At 42.2% G+C, this 15,695-nt stretch carries 17 protein-coding genes and 1 pseudogene; 10 read left to right on the top strand and 8 right to left on the bottom strand.

The features are described 5' to 3' along the window. Positions 1-547 precede the first annotated feature (547 nt). The 6 genes from V7K69_RS13045 (at position 548) to V7K69_RS13020 (ending at position 5,342) form a co-directional block, all read left to right on the top strand. Positions 548-883 carry a hypothetical protein gene (locus tag V7K69_RS13045; RefSeq protein ID WP_335034924.1) on the top strand — a complete coding sequence of 112 codons (336 nt, stop codon included), beginning with the start codon at positions 548-550 and terminating at the stop codon, positions 881-883. Positions 884-1,120: 237 nt separating this feature from the next. After that, a complete protein-coding gene (locus tag V7K69_RS13040) occupies positions 1,121-1,471 on the top strand; it encodes a YtxH domain-containing protein (RefSeq protein WP_334807276.1) in 351 nt (116 codons plus the stop codon). Between the two features lie 11 nt (positions 1,472-1,482). Then, positions 1,483-2,022: a DUF948 domain-containing protein gene (locus V7K69_RS13035; protein ID WP_335034921.1), complete on the top strand. Its 540-nt coding sequence runs from the start codon at positions 1,483-1,485 to the stop codon at positions 2,020-2,022. 260 nt (positions 2,023-2,282) lie between these two features. Then, a complete protein-coding gene (locus tag V7K69_RS13030) occupies positions 2,283-3,092 on the top strand; it encodes a TPM domain-containing protein (protein ID WP_335034919.1) in 810 nt (269 codons plus the stop codon). Positions 3,093-3,196: 104 nt separating this feature from the next. Further along, a complete protein-coding gene (locus V7K69_RS13025; protein ID WP_335034917.1) occupies positions 3,197-3,826 on the top strand; it encodes a precorrin-8X methylmutase in 630 nt (209 codons plus the stop codon). 100 nt (positions 3,827-3,926) lie between these two features. Beyond that, entirely contained in the window at positions 3,927-5,342 is a 1,416-nt protein-coding gene (locus tag V7K69_RS13020) for a right-handed parallel beta-helix repeat-containing protein (RefSeq protein WP_335034915.1), read from the top strand. Between the two features lie 176 nt (positions 5,343-5,518). Here V7K69_RS13020 and V7K69_RS13015 read toward each other — a convergent pair whose 3' ends face one another. From V7K69_RS13015 to V7K69_RS13005, 3 genes are all read right to left on the bottom strand, one after another. After that, positions 5,519-6,205: a hypothetical protein gene (locus tag V7K69_RS13015; RefSeq protein ID WP_012411218.1), complete on the bottom strand. Its 687-nt coding sequence runs from the start codon at positions 6,203-6,205 to the stop codon at positions 5,519-5,521. Between the two features lie 39 nt (positions 6,206-6,244). Then, a complete protein-coding gene (dapB, locus tag V7K69_RS13010) occupies positions 6,245-7,081 on the bottom strand; it encodes a 4-hydroxy-tetrahydrodipicolinate reductase (protein WP_012411217.1) in 837 nt (278 codons plus the stop codon). Positions 7,082-7,736: 655 nt separating this feature from the next. Next, the gene (locus V7K69_RS13005; protein ID WP_335034911.1) at positions 7,737-9,071 is read right to left on the bottom strand and encodes a hypothetical protein; all 1,335 of its coding nucleotides are present in this window, start codon (positions 9,069-9,071) and stop codon (positions 7,737-7,739) included. Positions 9,072-9,230: 159 nt separating this feature from the next. Between V7K69_RS13005 and V7K69_RS13000 the strand changes: the two genes are divergently transcribed. Continuing rightward, entirely contained in the window at positions 9,231-9,377 is a 147-nt protein-coding gene (locus tag V7K69_RS13000) for a hypothetical protein (protein ID WP_335034909.1), read from the top strand. Between the two features lie 423 nt (positions 9,378-9,800). Here the strand turns inward: V7K69_RS13000 and V7K69_RS12995 are convergent, their stop codons facing one another. Next, positions 9,801-11,597 carry a calcium-binding protein gene (locus V7K69_RS12995; protein WP_335034907.1) on the bottom strand — a complete coding sequence of 599 codons (1,797 nt, stop codon included), beginning with the start codon at positions 11,595-11,597 and terminating at the stop codon, positions 9,801-9,803. 148 nt (positions 11,598-11,745) lie between these two features. Between V7K69_RS12995 and V7K69_RS12990 the strand changes: the two genes are divergently transcribed. Beyond that, positions 11,746-11,901, top strand: coding sequence for a hypothetical protein (locus V7K69_RS12990; protein WP_335034905.1), 156 nt, complete (start codon positions 11,746-11,748; stop codon positions 11,899-11,901). A gap of 160 nt (positions 11,902-12,061) precedes the next feature. Here V7K69_RS12990 and V7K69_RS12985 read toward each other — a convergent pair whose 3' ends face one another. Beyond that, on the bottom strand, positions 12,062-12,259 hold the full coding sequence (locus V7K69_RS12985; protein ID WP_335034903.1) for an NblA/ycf18 family protein: 198 nt from the start codon (positions 12,257-12,259) through the stop codon (positions 12,062-12,064). A 550-nt stretch (positions 12,260-12,809) separates the two neighbouring features. Further along, entirely contained in the window at positions 12,810-13,202 is a 393-nt protein-coding gene (locus V7K69_RS12980; protein ID WP_335034901.1) for a nuclear transport factor 2 family protein, read from the bottom strand. 87 nt (positions 13,203-13,289) lie between these two features. Between V7K69_RS12980 and V7K69_RS12975 the strand changes: the two genes are divergently transcribed. Next, positions 13,290-13,796 carry a DUF1993 domain-containing protein gene (locus V7K69_RS12975; RefSeq protein ID WP_335034899.1) on the top strand — a complete coding sequence of 169 codons (507 nt, stop codon included), beginning with the start codon at positions 13,290-13,292 and terminating at the stop codon, positions 13,794-13,796. A gap of 315 nt (positions 13,797-14,111) precedes the next feature. Here the strand turns inward: V7K69_RS12975 and V7K69_RS12970 are convergent, their stop codons facing one another. After that, positions 14,112-14,297 (bottom strand): hypothetical protein, encoded by a 186-nt coding sequence (locus V7K69_RS12970; protein WP_335034897.1) that lies wholly within the window; start codon positions 14,295-14,297, stop codon positions 14,112-14,114. Positions 14,298-14,338: 41 nt separating this feature from the next. Between V7K69_RS12970 and V7K69_RS12965 the strand changes: the two are divergent. Further along, a pseudogene (locus V7K69_RS12965) lies at positions 14,339-14,671 on the top strand (IS66 family transposase); the annotation flags it as partial. A 223-nt stretch (positions 14,672-14,894) separates the two neighbouring features. Here V7K69_RS12965 and V7K69_RS12960 read toward each other — a convergent pair. After that, the gene (locus V7K69_RS12960; RefSeq protein ID WP_335034895.1) at positions 14,895-15,647 is read right to left on the bottom strand and encodes a DJ-1/PfpI family protein; all 753 of its coding nucleotides are present in this window, start codon (positions 15,645-15,647) and stop codon (positions 14,895-14,897) included. Positions 15,648-15,695 lie beyond the last annotated feature (48 nt).

Below are 15,695 nucleotides of genomic sequence, written 5' to 3'. Positions count from 1 at the left end.
GACAAGCCATCGGCTAGGAAAATTGTATAAGGGAAGAGGAATTAATAGACTCTTTCCTTTCGCAGTTTCCTTATCTCCAAAGTACATCCAGCAATTTGAAGTACTGGCGATGGCGAGGTTTTGCAAGCAAAATGTTAGTGAACTTCACGCGACAGACTGGAAAACTGGTAAAGGTAATAGCACAATAATAAAGGCGATGCTGAGGAGCCTCCAATAAGGAGTGTAGTGTAGTTCTCTTACAGGATGTTGAAGGGGCTATGCCATTGTGCTTAGATGCCGCAAAGGTCGCAAATTGACTAGGATTATCAGGTTAAGGAGTGAAACGTAGTAAAACTGGGGCTTTTTAAGCATACGGGTTGATTTCGCAAACCGAGTCATGAATCTAAGGCAATTGTAGCTGTGGTTTTGCAAGGTGTGGGCATATAGTTGTTACAAAATTGGTGAATTGGCGATTTTTTGGTTCATCCCCAAAAAAAATCTAAAATCTAAAATTCGTAGTCAAGTATATAAAACAATTCTGCAAAGCTGATATTGGTGAAGATAAACAATGGTAATTTTAGTAATCCTCGTTAATACCCTCATTTCGTTGATACTACTCTATGTGGCTTGGCGAGTGTGGCAACTCAAGCAGCAGCTAGCATACATAGCAGATACGTTAACTGTTTATGAAAGTTGTACTCATACAGTATTAAATAAAGCACCCGAAAATATTTATCTCAGTCAGGAGAATATTTATAACTTACGTCAGAAAAATCAAGCGCTAAAAATGCAAATCCAACAAGTACGACAAATTATCAGTCTACTTTTGCAAGGACAGCAAATCTGGCAGCGTTATTTTCGCAGGCTAGAGTTAATATCCAGGAAAAGAATTGTTGCCAAATGAGTTATACCAAGTTCACATGAACATTTATAATTAGGGCTGACACAAGGGTACAAAGATACAGAGGGAAAGGAACCCAGGGAGTTTTGAATCATAAGTAATTAATGGTTTTAATGTTTAATGAATAAAAGCAACATTTTTGGCTGATATTTTGTCAGGATAGATTAACTGAATAAAATCGGTGAGCCTTACAAGGAGAGAAAACACACCTAAAATAGGTGTAAGGAGAGAAACAACAATATGTCTAATAACCGTTCTGGAGTATTTATTGGCGGTTTGATGCTGGGAGCTACCATCGGTGCTTTAACCGGTTTACTTGTGGCTCCACGTACAGGGCGCGAAACGCGTAAAATCTTGAAAAAATCTGCCAATGCTATCCCAGAATTGGCAGAAGATTTATCAACGAGTGTGCAAATCCAAGCAGATCGTCTCTCTGCCAGCGCACTACGAAACTGGGATGAGACTTTAGATCGATTACGGGAAGCGATCGCAGCAGGTGTAGATGCCAGTCAGAAGGAAAGCCAAATCTTACAGAGGCAAACATCACCTGAAGACTCAGATTATCTTCCCCAGCCATTAGAACGCTCATAAATGACATTACCGTGATTGATCCCCTGTTTTGGTTGGGACTCTCCTTACTTCTAGTCGCCACAAGCTTGACTGCGGTTTTAGTGGCGGCAATACCTGCTTTGCAAGAGTTAGCACGCGCTGCTCGCAGTGCAGAAAAGCTATTTGATACACTCTCACGAGAGTTACCGCCTACTCTAGAAGCTATTCGCGTGACTGGTTTAGAAATAACTGACTTAACTGATGATGTTAGTGAAGGTGTCAAAAGTGCCAGTCAAGTAGCCAAACAAGTTGATCAAACCCTCGATAGTGCAAGAATTCAGGCTAAAAATCTGCAAGTAGGTACACGCAGCATCTTTGTTGGCGCGAAAGCTGCTTGGAAAAACTTCACGCGCCCAAAACCGACGAGGCGAAATAGCGATCGCTTGCCAAGCAATGAACAACCACCACTAACGTTGCGAGAACGAGAAGTGCTAAGGCAAGAAAATCGCCGCATAAAAACAGAAGTATACCGCGCTAACGAAGGTTACGACGACGCTGCTAACTGGGAAACCAATTTTGATGACGAAGATTGAATTGGTAATAAGGAATGGGAACTAGGGATTAGGGGCTAAGAAAAGAAACCGGGGAGCAGAGGACAAGGGGGAGAATAATAAATTATCTCTTTCCCCTCTTCTCCCTGCCCCTCTGCCTCTAGTGCCCTATTCTCAAAAACGCTTTGCTTTGATCCCTTAGATTAGAGTAAAGTAAACAAGTGTAAAGAACTATCATTTTTCCTGTACTCTTTTAAAACAACTTGTTCACCTCTACCGTTGATATTTGTATAAAAACGTCCATGCAATCTTGTTTTTGGCGACGAATTCTGCTATCTATTGCAGTCTTTTTTCTGGCTGGGTCAATTTGGGTTATGAATTCTCCCCCAGCATTGGCTTATGACAATCCTGAGTTACTCCCTGACACCTTTACCCCAGTTGTAGACTTAGCTAAATCTCTGCCTGTGCTGCAAGAAGAAAAGCTTGTCAAAGATTTAGAACAGTTTGAAGCCGATACAGGCTGGAAACTGCGAGTATTGACCCAGTATGACCGCACTCCAGGCCGGGCAGTTATAAAATATTGGGGTTTGGATGACAAAAGCATTTTACTAGTTGCCGATTCTCGTGGCGGTAACATCCTCAGTTTTAGCGTCGGCGATGCTGTCTATGAACTTTTACCCAGGACATTCTGGATAGAACTGCAAACTCGCTTCGGTAATTTGTACTTTGTGCGCGAACAAGGCGAAGACCAAGCCATTCTGCAAGCTTTAGAATCTGTTAAAGGCTGTTTGCTCAAAGGTGGTTGCAATGTTGTTCCCGGATTACCACGAGAGCAATGGATTCTCACCTTGATTACCTCAGTTATTGGTGGGATAATTTGTGGATTTGCAGCTCAACCCCGCGAGAAAGGACAAGTTTTTGCTTGGCAATGGGCTTTAATTTTCTCACCTTTATGGGGAATTTTATTTATTGCCTTTGGTATTGGGCCAGTGGTGACACGTACAAGCGATTGGCTACCTCTAGTTCGCAATATCTCTGGCTTTATTATCGGTGTCTTGGTTGCCTACTTATCTCCTGTTTTCAGCCGACCTTCTTCTAATAATGAGTTATAAGTGCTGAGTTAGGAGTTATGAGTTTTTAATTAACTCCTAACTCCTAACTTCTAAATCCCTGAAGCTGATAAGCTGAAAGCTAATATTTAAGAAGCTTAAGAAAAATGGAATGGCACTTAACTGATGCTCAAAGTTTAGCAATCATTGATAATGAAATTGAAAATCATGTCTTTTCACCCGCAGAATATGAGATTGTGCGTCGGGTAATATACTCTACAGCTGACTTTGAGTATAAGTCTTTGATTCGTTTCTCTGAGCGTGCCTTACAAGCAGGAGCAGCAGCACTAGCCGCACGTACCACGATTGTGGTAGATGTGCCGATGGTGCAAGTAGGTATTGCATCTGAGATTCAAAACACCTTTGCTAATCCGGTGTATTGCAGCATGGAAGCTCTGACACGCCCTCAAAAAGAAAAAACTCGGGCAGCATGGGGAATCGAAACCTTAGCAAAGCGTTATCCAGAGGGCATTTTTGTGATTGGTCAAGCACAAACAGCACTAACAGCACTAGTTGATTTAATTGAGGCTGAGGAAATTAGACCTGCTTTGATAATTGCGACTCCAGTAGGATTTGTCAATGTTGATGAAGCAAAAAGGCGTTTACAAGACTCCTTAGTGCCCCATATTACAATTGAGAGTCGCAAAGGTAATGCAGTTGTAGCAGCTGCGATCGTTGATGGATTGGTAGACTTGGCTTGGCAAGCTTATGGACAAGATGGAAATCGAGGGAGCTAGGAAAGTCGACTCTATTATATTTTCTATTCAAAAGAGCATTCAAAATCACTGAATATCCTGATATTTTTGTTAAGTAGTCCCGAACAAGGAGCCGTTTCTTGTGGTAATTACAAGTTTAAACTTAAGTGCATACTTTGCAATTCCCTTAGTATTGAGTTTTTTAGCTAAGGGAGAAAATATAAAAGTATCTTTAGTTGAAAACGTCCATCAAGTATCTACTAACAAGGAAATGATCTTATCCAGTCGCCAGCTAATCAGCACTAAGACGACACCCAAAACATACTACGTTAGTGGTACTGGAAACGACAAAAATAGCGGACTCTCTAATTCATCCCCCTTTAGGACAATTCAAAAGGCAGCAAATCTAACCAAGCCTGGGGACACCGTACTGATTATGAACGGAGTGTACAGGAATGCAAGCCCAAATGGGCAGGTAATATCTATTACTCGCTCTGGAAAAGCAAACGTATGGATTAAGTTTAAAGCATATCCTGGGCATCGTCCGAAAATTAAGCACAATGGATGGAATGGAATTTTGATTCACAATGGAGCGTCATATATTGAGATAAATGGGCTTGAAGTCATAGGGAACAATGACAATGTAACCCTAGATTATGCAATGAGTCAGAAAACTAACAAACAAAACCCCCTGACTAATGGAAACTGTATCAACGTAGATGGACGAAAAAATGGTCATACTCACCATATACGTATTGTCAACAACAAAGTACACAAGTGTGGAGGAGCAGGCATTTCAGCTATTGAATCAGACTACGTGACAATAAATAATAACGTAGTGTTTGATAATGCTTGGTACAGCGTTTATGGTTGCAGTGGCATTTCCATGTTGAGCAATTGGAATTTTGACAGCAATCGGGGATACAAGATGTTTGTAACCAACAACAAGACCTATAACAATCGTATGTTCATCCCTTGGATTGCAGTCGGAAAGATCACAGATGGTAATGGCATTATTATCGATACATCAAGAAATAATCAAAATAACTCCAAGTTGGGTGCATATAAAGGACGAACTTTAGTTAAAAACAATCTTACATTTAATAATGGTGGTTCAGGTATTCATACATTTTTAAGCGATCATATTGATATTGTAAATAATACTGCTGTTTTAAATAATCAAAGTCCCGAAATTAAAGATGGGCAAATATTTGCTAATGTATCATCTGATGTCAGAATTTTAAGGAACATTCTTTACGCTTATCCTGGCAAAGCTGTTAATAGTAATAATAAAAATAAAAACGTTATTTACGATTACAATATATACCTTAATAGTTTTAAGGTAAATGTTAAGGGAACTCACGATATTGTTGCAGACTCACAGTTTTTAAAAAAGTATCCCACTCTAGAAAAAATATCTGGCAATTGGAAACGGCGGCTAGATAAACAAAATCCACCTATGCAAACTTATACAGAGCCTGATTTGCTAGGTTTTGCTTGTGGATCTGTTACCTATCGTTCAAAAGGGAAAATGATTAAAGTGGGATGCTCTCGTTAGCAAACGGATTAAATAATCCCACCTCCTTCAGCAATTTTTTGATTGAAAGATTTAAAATTCAAAAAGATTTAAAGCCCCCGAATTTAAACGCGAGAAAAATTTAAAAATTATTTATTCAAGCCTTCGCATCGACGGTATGGGGTCAATCTAAAATCCAAAATTGTTTGACTTCTTTTTCAATCCTCGTCTCTACGACGGCGACGACGCGGTTTTTGTTGTTGGTCTTCACGCAAGCGACGACCGACTTCGTTAAAGAAATCCCGCCGTAGATAAGGATAATCGCTAATCCATAGGTCACGACTGGGAATGTATATATCGCTGAATTGTTCAATACTGCTTAAATCTGCACGATTTGACAGCACTACCATTTCGGCAATTTGACCGCGAGTAATAACTTTGTGAGCAGGACGTAATGGTGCTACAAACTCAATGGTAAATCCTGTTTCATCACCCACCTCTAAGTTAATTTGTTTTTCTCGGTTTTCCACAATTACCAGTTCGCCTTTGCTGTTGACTGTTTCTTGTTTCCCCATCAACTGGTCTGTGATCCACCAATCTAGGACTCGACCACGGAAAAAGCCGCCATACTTATAACGGCGGCATTGCAAATTTCGCATACTTGCTTGAAACACTGGATACCACAGCCAGAAAAAAGCGCTAACTACCCCCAGCACAAATACTATTGAAGCAAACTCAAGTTTAAAAATGACTGTCACAAGCAATAGAACAACTATCGCAACTACAGAAATTAACAGCCGTTGCAAAAAATTTGAAAACTTCCCCCAATAGTACTTGTACTGCAAACCAGTGGCAATTAGGGGGATAACTTGTTCCAATTTCTGGCGAGTCAGTGGTACTAACATGAGTGCTGAGTGATGAATGCTAAATAGTGTATTTAAAGTCTAAAGTATCTTTTCTAATCCATATACTAACGACTTTAGCGCTAAGACTTTGCGAATCGCTAGTAGCACTCCTGGCATATAGCAAGCGCGATCGCTTGTATCATGTCTTAAAGTATAAATCTGTCCTGCTGCGCCAAAAATAACTTCTTGATGAGCAATCAGTCCTGGCAAGCGGACGCTATGAATTCTAATCCCTTCATCTGCTATACTACCCCTCGCCCCTGGTAATTTCTCCGTCTCTTCTACAAGAGCAGGGTTAAAAGTTTTACCCAATTCTCCTAGTAACTGCGCTGTTTGAATGGCAGTACCACTGGGAGCATCAGCTTTTTGGTTGTGATGCAGTTCGATAATTTCTACATGGTCAAAGTATTTGGAGGCTGCGATCGCAGCTTGTTGTAACAGCACCATCCCAATGGAAAAATTAGGAATAATTAGACAACCAGTGCTAGCTTTGTCGGCAAAATCTGCCAAGTCTTGAATTTGTTCTGGACTTAACCCAGTAGTGCCGACTACTGGACGAATACCGTAGGCGATCGCACTACGAATATTGTCATAAACTGAATCGGGATGAGTAAAGTCTACAATTACCCCTGGAGGAGACTGTCTGTCGCCAGCCACATACCCCAACATCGGTTCTAATTGATTGGTAATTGGCACTTCTAGGGGTTCGCTTAAACCCGCTAATTCTCCAGCGTCTTTATCTTGATGTTCCAAACTGTGGTCAATTGCACCCACTAGGTTTAAGTCTGGCGCTTGTGCCACCGCTTTAATCACCTCACGGCCCATTTTACCAGCAGCACCGTTGACAATAACCGGGATAGGAGCTTGATTTGTCATAGGTCGAGAAATACTTTTTGAGCTAACAAAGGAATTGTAAAGACTTTGGTGATCTAGTAGCTAGCTTGTCAAATCTCTGGCTTAATTCCGACTACCTTGATTGATGCAGCTAATTCCTCAGTTTTCTCACTCTAAAGCAAATCGGTTCTCATTTTCATCCCACTATCTTAGCCAGTAACCCGTTTTATTTTGCCTATTTCGTTTACCGTATCTCTAAAAAAATCCTATACTCTGACTGATAAGCTTTTCTTATGAAAGCTATCAGATTTTTTTTGTCAAGCTTAGTTGACTATTTGTAATATTTAGGCTAAATTTATTTACATAACTTAACTAAAACTAAACTTAACTACCTAACTGGTATTAGCTAATAAAAACAGATTTCGGTATCACTATATCTCATCGACATTTGGACTTCTCCCATCTACCTCGGCTATCAAGTCGGGGTTTTTTGTCTACCGTTCGCCTAATAGAGAATTAATTTGATGAAATAAGGGATATGTAAAGAAACACGCTTTCCACAAACAAGCGATCGCTATGGCATTCCCAAATATCATCAAAAAAATTTTTACAAGAAGCTACAGAAATTCTGCCCTAATACCGAGTCGAAGGGTTATTTGGTTTCGAGCATGAATGCTATTACGCGAATAGTGAGTTACTAACCTCGTTGAAAACCCTTTGCTAGCTTTGCTTGCCCTTTACCCTTTGGTTTAGATTTGTTAACTTCTCCTAAAGCTTCCTGAAATAAGTTATGCAAATGTATGGGTACACTGGCAATATCCGGTAGCTCTGGCTCAATCGGTTTATGGTATTCTTGCAAAAGCATATCCAAGTCGCTTTCAAGGTGAAAGTCTGGACGTTGCAGAACTATTTGCAAAACATTTTCTAATTGAGTTGGATATTGTTGCGCTAATCGATGCCAAATGAAGGCATTAATACTTTTATCTTCGAGATAGTAGCGAACTAGTTTTTCGGCCCCTTGAACACTTTGCCAGTCTTCTGCTGATAATATTGCTTGTACCTTACTATATGTTGGTAAAAACATTTGTCCCCAACGGGGATGAGAAAGAGCCGTTACCTGTTCTGCTTTCTTGAGTTCAGCAGGTAAATCAACCTTTGGCATAACCATTTTGCTATTGCCGCCTTTGCTGTTCAACATCTGAGAGACTACGTTAGAATCAGCGCCAAACTCTTGTGCTGCTGCTTTGATTTCCTCGTCTCCAATGCCAGCTGCTTCTGCCACTTCTGCCAAGGATTTGGAAGTATCAATTCCTGCGGCTGCGAAGGTTTTTTCAGTAATTATTTCTTGAAATTCCGCTATCTTTTTATTAAGTTGGTATCCAGGTAGGGTGATTTCATCAGTGCCAAAAAAGTCTACAAACTGCTGATGATACTGTTCTACTGATTGCCAAGCTTCTTCTAGCAAGTCTGGAGCATCACTGTAAAGATTACTTTTATAGTTTTCTTTGAAATTGCCAATTGCTACAGCAAGTTTTGGTTTCCCTAATTTACCCATTATTGTGTAGGGGCCAGAAAACATCCAGTAGCTGTCGGTAACAGGAGAAATGCGAGTTAGTAAAATTTCTCCTATTTTCAACCGAGATATTGCCTGTAATGTTTGGGTATTGTTAGGCTTGACGACGTAGCATTTATCGGTCAACCAGTTAGTCAATTCAAAGCCATCAGGTAGGATGTTAGTAATGGCAAATAAACCAATAAAACTATGATGCCAGCTTTTGATCAGATTGCGATCGCTCTCTTCTAAATCTGGATGGCTTTCGATAAACAACTCTAATGGAGACTTATCACCGATTTTCCCTGCTGTTACAAAGCTATCAATGATTAAGTCTTGCTGTGTACTGTCCCCACTTCCACGGCGCAACTGTGCTGCTGCATAAGTTTCCAGTGCTTGTGCCAGTTCGCCTTCAGCATCAAGGACAAAATCAACTAAGGCTTGTTTTAATTCGTGCGATCGTTCTAATATAACATCCACAAGTTAATCTCTCGGTGCAACAGATGTAGATTATAGCGTTTGAAAGAATTACAGCATCTAGCAATAGCTAGATTTATGGTTGCCTGTACTTAGCAGATTTTACCCAACTCCTAGCTGTGAGCGAAAGAGGGATTATCCCTTTTAATCTTGTTTTCACGTATGACCGTTTTTACTATTAAAGAATTACTTTGTACCCTAACGATTGATGAGCGTTGCAGCGTGATGCTAGAGTTTGAAGACGCTTGCCAAGACTTATTTGCTCAACTGGTGGGAGATGCGCCGCAGTGGATTGAATGGATGGCGTGAGAAAGTTGAGTTTATTTCACATTATCCAAGTTAGACAACAAAATCCTTAACAATCTGATACTACGATTCTTAATCACAGAGATTGGCTCTCCGGTAAAATAGCTAAAGCTATCGCTCAAAAATTGCCCAAGTCAATTAGATGAAAGTTGGACAAAAAGTCACAGTCAATCCCCAAAGCTTAGACTCTAGTAGTTCGCCAAGTGAACTTGGCGGGGTAAAGGGGAAGGGGGAAGGGGTAAAAGGTTTAAATCCCTTACCTTTTCCCTTTCCCCTTTACCCAGTCCTCACTTAGCATTTTTGGGTTGGCAGACTAACTAGGGTGGTCAGTCCTTTTGTCTAATGGTAGAAAAGATGGAAACCAAAATTGCCTACGAGCGATTGCTCATGGGCACCCCTTGCAAATGAGGGAATCTAAAGAAGTTGTTACCCTAAGTTAGTGAAATCCCATAGACTAAGGGTATTGGCTTGTACCCCAATTAGTGTGGCTAACAGTTCACCATCCTGTTTACTGACCAGAGTATTGCTGGTATCAGTTCCAATGCCTTGGGTAATGGTGAGCTGTTCAAAGGTCAAACCATTCAATAGACCTAGATAATCGCTACCAACTGTAAAGTTGAAAATAGTGTCACTTCCAGACTCGCTTGCCAGCACAAACATATCACGACCGCTACCGCCGTATAATGTATCTTCACCTGTTCCACCATTCAGGATGTTGTCCCCGCCACCTGTAAGATAGTCGTTGCCACCCCTGTTGTAGATTGGCTCCAAGAGATAATTATCTCCATCCGGCTGCGGGATATCGGCGTAAAGCAGATCGTTGCCAGCACCACCCTCTAGTGAGTTATTACCAGCACCGCCGTAGAGTTGGTCGTCACCGTCATTACCAAAGAGATAATCATCTCCGTCCTGCCCTTGCAGAATATCGGCATCATCGCCACCCTGAAGATTATCATTACCACTGCCTCCAGCAAGAGTGTCGTTACCTTCTTGACCAAAGAGTTGGTCGTCACCATCGCCACCATTGAGTTGGTCATCGCCCAATCCACCTTCTAGATAATCATTATCAGTGCCACCGTCAAGAATATCGTTGCCATCGCCGCTGTAGAGTTGGTCGTTGCCGAATCCAGCTATGAGTTGGTCATTACCGTTTCCACTTTCTAGATAATCATCGCCAGTACCTGCATCAAGAATGTCGTTCCCTACTTGACCAGAGAGTAGATCATTGCCATCGCCTCCCAAGAGATTGTCATCACCGACTCCACCATATATGTTGTCATTATCAGCACCGCCATTGAGGGTATCACTACCGTTTTGACCGTAGAGGAAATCATTACCGTTGCCCCCGATCAGTTGGTCATTGCCGTTTCCACCTTCAAGGTAATCATTGCCAACACTGCCATCAAGGGTATCATCGCCGTCTCGACCATATAGTTGGTCATTGCCGTCGCCACCATCTAATTGATCAGCGCCAGAGCCACCATCTAAGTAGTCATTGCCAGTCTGCCCTAGTAGCTTATCAGCATCATCACCCCCATAAAGGAAATCCTCGCCGATGCCACCATCGAGATAGTCACGCCCTTGCTGCCCGAAGAGTTGGTCATCACCCGTACCCCCTTCAAGGCGGTCATCGTCATTGCCGCCATCAAGATAGTCCTGACCTGCTTGACCGTAAAGGCGATCGCTACCATCTCTGCCATAGAGATAGTCATCTTCGGTACCACCATCGAGGAAGTCAGCGCCAATGCCACCATCTAGGATATCGTAGCCTTGCTGACCGTAGAGGCGATCGTTACCTTCATTACCATTGAGTTCGTCATTGTCTAACCCACCATCCAGGTAGTCATCGCCAGTGTTGCCGTTAAGTAGGTCGTCACCAGCTTGACCGTAAAGGCGATCGCTACCTTCGTTACCATTGAGTAGGTCATCGCCCAATCCACCATCGAGGTAGTCATCACCGGCTTGCCCTAAAAGGGTATCCGTCCCAGTAGCTCCATAGAGAGCGTCATTTCCTGCTCCACCATCGAGGTTATCATCACCAGCTTGACCGTAAAGTTGATCGTTACCGTCATCACCATAAAGTAGGTCGTTATTGTCACCTCCATCTAGCAGGTCATTATCTAACCCGCCATTTAGGGTATCTTTACCGACTTGACCGTAGAGGCGATCGTTGCCTTCATTGCCATTGAGTTCGTCATTGTCTAAGAGCTTGTCATGTAACAACCTTGCCTCTTTTGAGCTAGAAATGCCTTCTCAGTAAGCTTTCTAGATAATAAATTGTAAAAGTTGTTTCTTGACAGGCTCTAACCCACCATCCAGCAGGTCATTACCTAACCCGCCATTTAGGGTGTCTTTATGAGCCAGCGCTGGCTTGTTCTACAGCGAGTTAATCTCCCAAGTTGGCTCTTCTGTTGGGGTGGCTGATGGTGAGCCTTATTGGAATAGCTATCTGGGGCAGTGGCAGGTTTGGGTTAACTTTGCCACGGGGTGTACGTCTGTAGTGTGCGATTGGCTAGTGGCGGTGTAGGTCAAAGTAGTTCACTGTTCCATCAAAACTGTTACTTTTCGTCGGTTATTGTGCAGATTCTGAGTTCGGGGCAAATAATCCCTCTTGCTTTGCCATTGAAAAAAACAATTGTGTGTTCGTTCTCTTCTGAGTCGCTTAAAGTAACCTCGCAAGGTTTGTTTTAGCCCAAGATTGAACCTGAACCAACTTCCCACTGATGTTTGAGCAATTCCTGGTAAGTCTTTTCCCTTATCATCATCTGCTTATACAGCACCTGCAAAAACTCTTGAGCTTGTTCACGGGACATCTGCTGCACAAGATCCGCGAAAGTTCTCAGGCTAAATTCTTGTTCTAAAGATAATTCAATGGGTTGGTTCATAGCTTTTATTTGAGTTTGCTAAGTTAAGCAAATATTGTTTTATATAAATAAATGTTACGATAGCTTTACAAAAGATGAAGGGGTGTAAACCGTACCGACGTAGGTTATAAATACCGTCTCTGCTGCTGAAAACCTTGATATAACTCCATTGTGCCAACCCAAGTAAAAACTTAAGTTCTAAAGTTTTTTACTAAGAGGTTTTTAAAAGCATTTTTCGCCTACGCTCTTGAAGAAGATGGGCAATAGAATTGCAAGAGTGGTGAGTGTTGCGGCGTGATGCTGGAGTTTGAGGATTGCTTACCCCAAAAAGTTTGCTCAACTGCTTGTCGATGCCCCGCAGTGGACTGAATAGATGGCGTGAGAAAGTTGGGCACAGAAAGCGATCGCTAAAAGGTCAGTTCCTCCCAAGTAAAAAGAACTAACTCTTATCCAGCATCCAGGGATTATTAACTATGGGGGGTGTCTATGAGCCTCACCAAAATTCTAGTCGCACACCAACGTCAGATAGCATATCCAGAACTCGTAGCGGTACACAGTGTAAACATTCTATTCAGGCATTTTCTACCACGGTTCCTTGGTGATACACAATCTTCCAACCCTGCGGTGTCTGTCGCCAGATCGTTGAGCGTCGGGTAATGCGAGTACCCTGAATCAGAGTATAGGTTACAAGGTAGTTTTCGGCGGCAATCTCAATGCAATGGAAGTCACGAGTCTGCCATGTGTCCTCCTCTGGGCTGGCATAACGCTTCTCCATCTCATCCAACACATACTGCCGACTGTAACGCCGACCCGACGCACCCACTTCCCAAAATGTACTTTCCGTCATCTGCTCAAAGTCAGCACGTGTCCTCCCCAACTCTGGACGATGAAAAATCGGTTCCCGTTGTATAAGTTCGTTCAAAACATTTAGTATCTTTGGATCTGTGACTAAATTCGGTTCCATATTCTTCGACACAATATCACAGTCAATACCCCCTAATATTAAATGGGGCGGCTCAAAGTCGTTTGAACTTTTTCTGGAGAAATCTCAATGACCATTTCAATGTACCAAGCTTTAATACCCGTGTCTATTCGCACACTGAATAACCTTGCAAATATTCTTGAAAAAGGTGCTGCTTATGCTGAAACTAAAAAAATAGATCCTTCTGTGTTGATTAATAGTCGTCTCTCCCCAGATATGTTTCCATTATCAAAACAAGTGCAAATTGCCTCTGATATAGTAAATAGAGGTGCCGCACGGTTAGCAGGAATAGAACCACCTAAATTCGAGGACAATGAAACTACATTTCCTCAGCTTATTGACCGCATTCAAAAAACTATCTCTCATTTAAATACTTTTAAACCTGAGCAAATTGACGGTTCAGAAGAGAAAGAAATTACCCTACAGATGCGTGACAATACTCTCTCTTTTCAAGGAATGCCATTTCTCCTATATTTTGTTTTACCAAACCTTTATTTCCATGTCACAACAGCGTATGACATTCTTAGGCACTGCGGTGTAGAACTTGGTAAAGGAGACTTTCTTGGTCAGCCTTAATCAGAGCAATATCTAACGCAATGAGCAAAAGTTTGTTGCGCCATCTGCTATTGTGGAAGTTCACCCGATGATGAGCGTGATTCGATTCTCGGGCAGTGCTTAAATCGGGATGAAGTATTTCAAAGTGAGTCGGTGTCAGTCACGGTTGGTGGGGGTGTAGGTCACATCCTCATAAAGCTCCCCAATTAATAATTACAGGGATGATCGCTGCATTGGTTAGGAATTTGTCAAACCTGCGTGCTGTGAGGGGTTTAATGCCATGAAACCTTAAAATGAGAATTGGCGATCGCTAGATATTTACCACTACCAACATTTTTATGGGGGTGGATGCAGTCCCGCCGAGGTCAAAAGTCGACGCAAGTTAACGACTCCAACCCGATTTAATTGCAGAGCTGACACTGTTGCTCGACCACAGGGAGTTTTACCAATAACCTGTGTAGAATCATCGTTCCAGCTAAAATGCTCTAACCAAAGCTGCTGACGAGGATGAAACAGTGCCACCTCAAGTTTTGTTTCTGGATCGCAATGGCTGGTTTTGGTAGCTCAATCAGTGGATTGACTTAGCAGGGGCTACCGCAGGCCAGCTTTTACGCTCTTTACGCGATAAAGCTCATCAATGGTGCTACTTCCTGGATCATCCTGAAATTCCTCCTGATAATAATCAGGCCGAACGTTCGCTGCGTTTGGCTGTGACAAAACGCAAGATTAGTGGTGGTTCCCGTTCTATGGAGCGGTTTCAACACACTGCTAATTTACTGACGGTGGTGCAGACTTGTCGCCGTCAAGGTAGGTCTGTACTTGATTTTTTTGCACAGTCTCTAATAGCTGATTCTAGTAAATCTCTGTCTCGCCCTTCTTTACTTCCTCAATATTAGACCTGAATCCTTACAATTTCTCGAGATATCTATTCTGTATTTCACTCAACGGAGAACCACTGTATTGCTATTCCAGAAGTAACTGTAGAAAGTAAAATTATCTTTCAGAGGTTCGTGGTTTTCAGATCCCCGACTTCTTCAATAAGTCGGGGATTATCGCAGCCCCGCAAAATTAATGGGACAGACCACTAGTAGCATGAGTACTTTATTCTTTGGAAGCCTTTTATGCTGGGACTTGATCTTTTTCTTGCCGCATCCAGAAACGATGTTGAGCGATCGCTTCAATAAATGATTTGGTGAACTCGTTGAGAGCAAAAATGGTTTTGGCGGTTACGACTCCTTGATCGTTTTGGATTGAGCTATCAGAAATTTTTACCCCTTTAATATCCGAGTTTTTCAGCAACTTTACTCCCTCAAAAGTCGCTGCAATTGGTTTGCAGTGCTTAAACGCTTCGTTAATAAAGTGAATTGCATCTCCTTGCATCTGCAAAGCTGCGCTGCTCTCAGCGCCGCCGGGAACGTAGATCGCATCAAACAGCACCGAAGCACTTGTCAAGAAGGTTTTATCAACCATTATTTCTTCACCTTCCGCGCTCTTAATCATACCCTTAAATTTCGATACGATTTCCGCTTGGACTCCAGCCTTTTTCAATGCTGTTTTAATTGCCATTACATCCTCGCCATTCACCCCATCAGCTGCTAGAATTGCCACTTTACGACCTTTGGCAGTTTTGGTAGTGTTTTCTTGACTGAGGGCAGCAGAGCTTTTGCCGTGGTTCTCACTCACCGATTGCGTAGGTGCGGGGATGCCAATGCCCATTGCGACTTTTTTGGCTAACTCGTGATCTACATGATTCAACAAATTTACCATGCGTTCGCGCACACCTTGATCTTCCACTTTGCCAAGCTCGAAATGAGCCGCTTGCACGATACAGCACTTCCGGCTGTTATGAGGTACAGTAGCAGCAATTAGCAAACCAGTTTCTTAAATGTTGAGGATTTATTAAGTCGAGTGCAACTGATA

The sequence above is a fragment of the Nostoc sp. genome (assembly GCF_036917775.1).
Lineage (GTDB): Bacteria > Cyanobacteriota > Cyanobacteriia > Cyanobacteriales > Nostocaceae > Nostoc.
This window is presented reverse-complemented; position numbering and strand designations above follow the sequence as displayed.

What these genes read in the sequence shown, in the direction of transcription:
- V7K69_RS13015 (WP_012411218.1), bottom strand. Translation starts at nt 6,205, where the DNA reads ATGTTAGTACCACTGACTCGCCAGAAATTGGAACAAGTTATCCCCCTA.
- dapB (WP_012411217.1), bottom strand. Translation starts at nt 7,081, where the DNA reads ATGACAAATCAAGCTCCTATCCCGGTTATTGTCAACGGTGCTGCTGGT.
- V7K69_RS12985 (WP_335034903.1), bottom strand. Translation starts at nt 12,259, where the DNA reads ATGAACCAACCCATTGAATTATCTTTAGAACAAGAATTTAGCCTGAGA.
- V7K69_RS12975 (WP_335034899.1), top strand. Translation starts at nt 13,290, where the DNA reads ATGACCATTTCAATGTACCAAGCTTTAATACCCGTGTCTATTCGCACA.
- V7K69_RS13040 (WP_334807276.1), top strand. Translation starts at nt 1,121, where the DNA reads ATGTCTAATAACCGTTCTGGAGTATTTATTGGCGGTTTGATGCTGGGA.
- V7K69_RS13025 (WP_335034917.1), top strand. Translation starts at nt 3,197, where the DNA reads ATGGAATGGCACTTAACTGATGCTCAAAGTTTAGCAATCATTGATAAT.
- V7K69_RS13000 (WP_335034909.1), top strand. Translation starts at nt 9,231, where the DNA reads ATGACCGTTTTTACTATTAAAGAATTACTTTGTACCCTAACGATTGAT.
- V7K69_RS13030 (WP_335034919.1), top strand. Translation starts at nt 2,283, where the DNA reads ATGCAATCTTGTTTTTGGCGACGAATTCTGCTATCTATTGCAGTCTTT.
- V7K69_RS12980 (WP_335034901.1), bottom strand. Translation starts at nt 13,202, where the DNA reads ATGGAACCGAATTTAGTCACAGATCCAAAGATACTAAATGTTTTGAAC.
- V7K69_RS13045 (WP_335034924.1), top strand. Translation starts at nt 548, where the DNA reads ATGGTAATTTTAGTAATCCTCGTTAATACCCTCATTTCGTTGATACTA.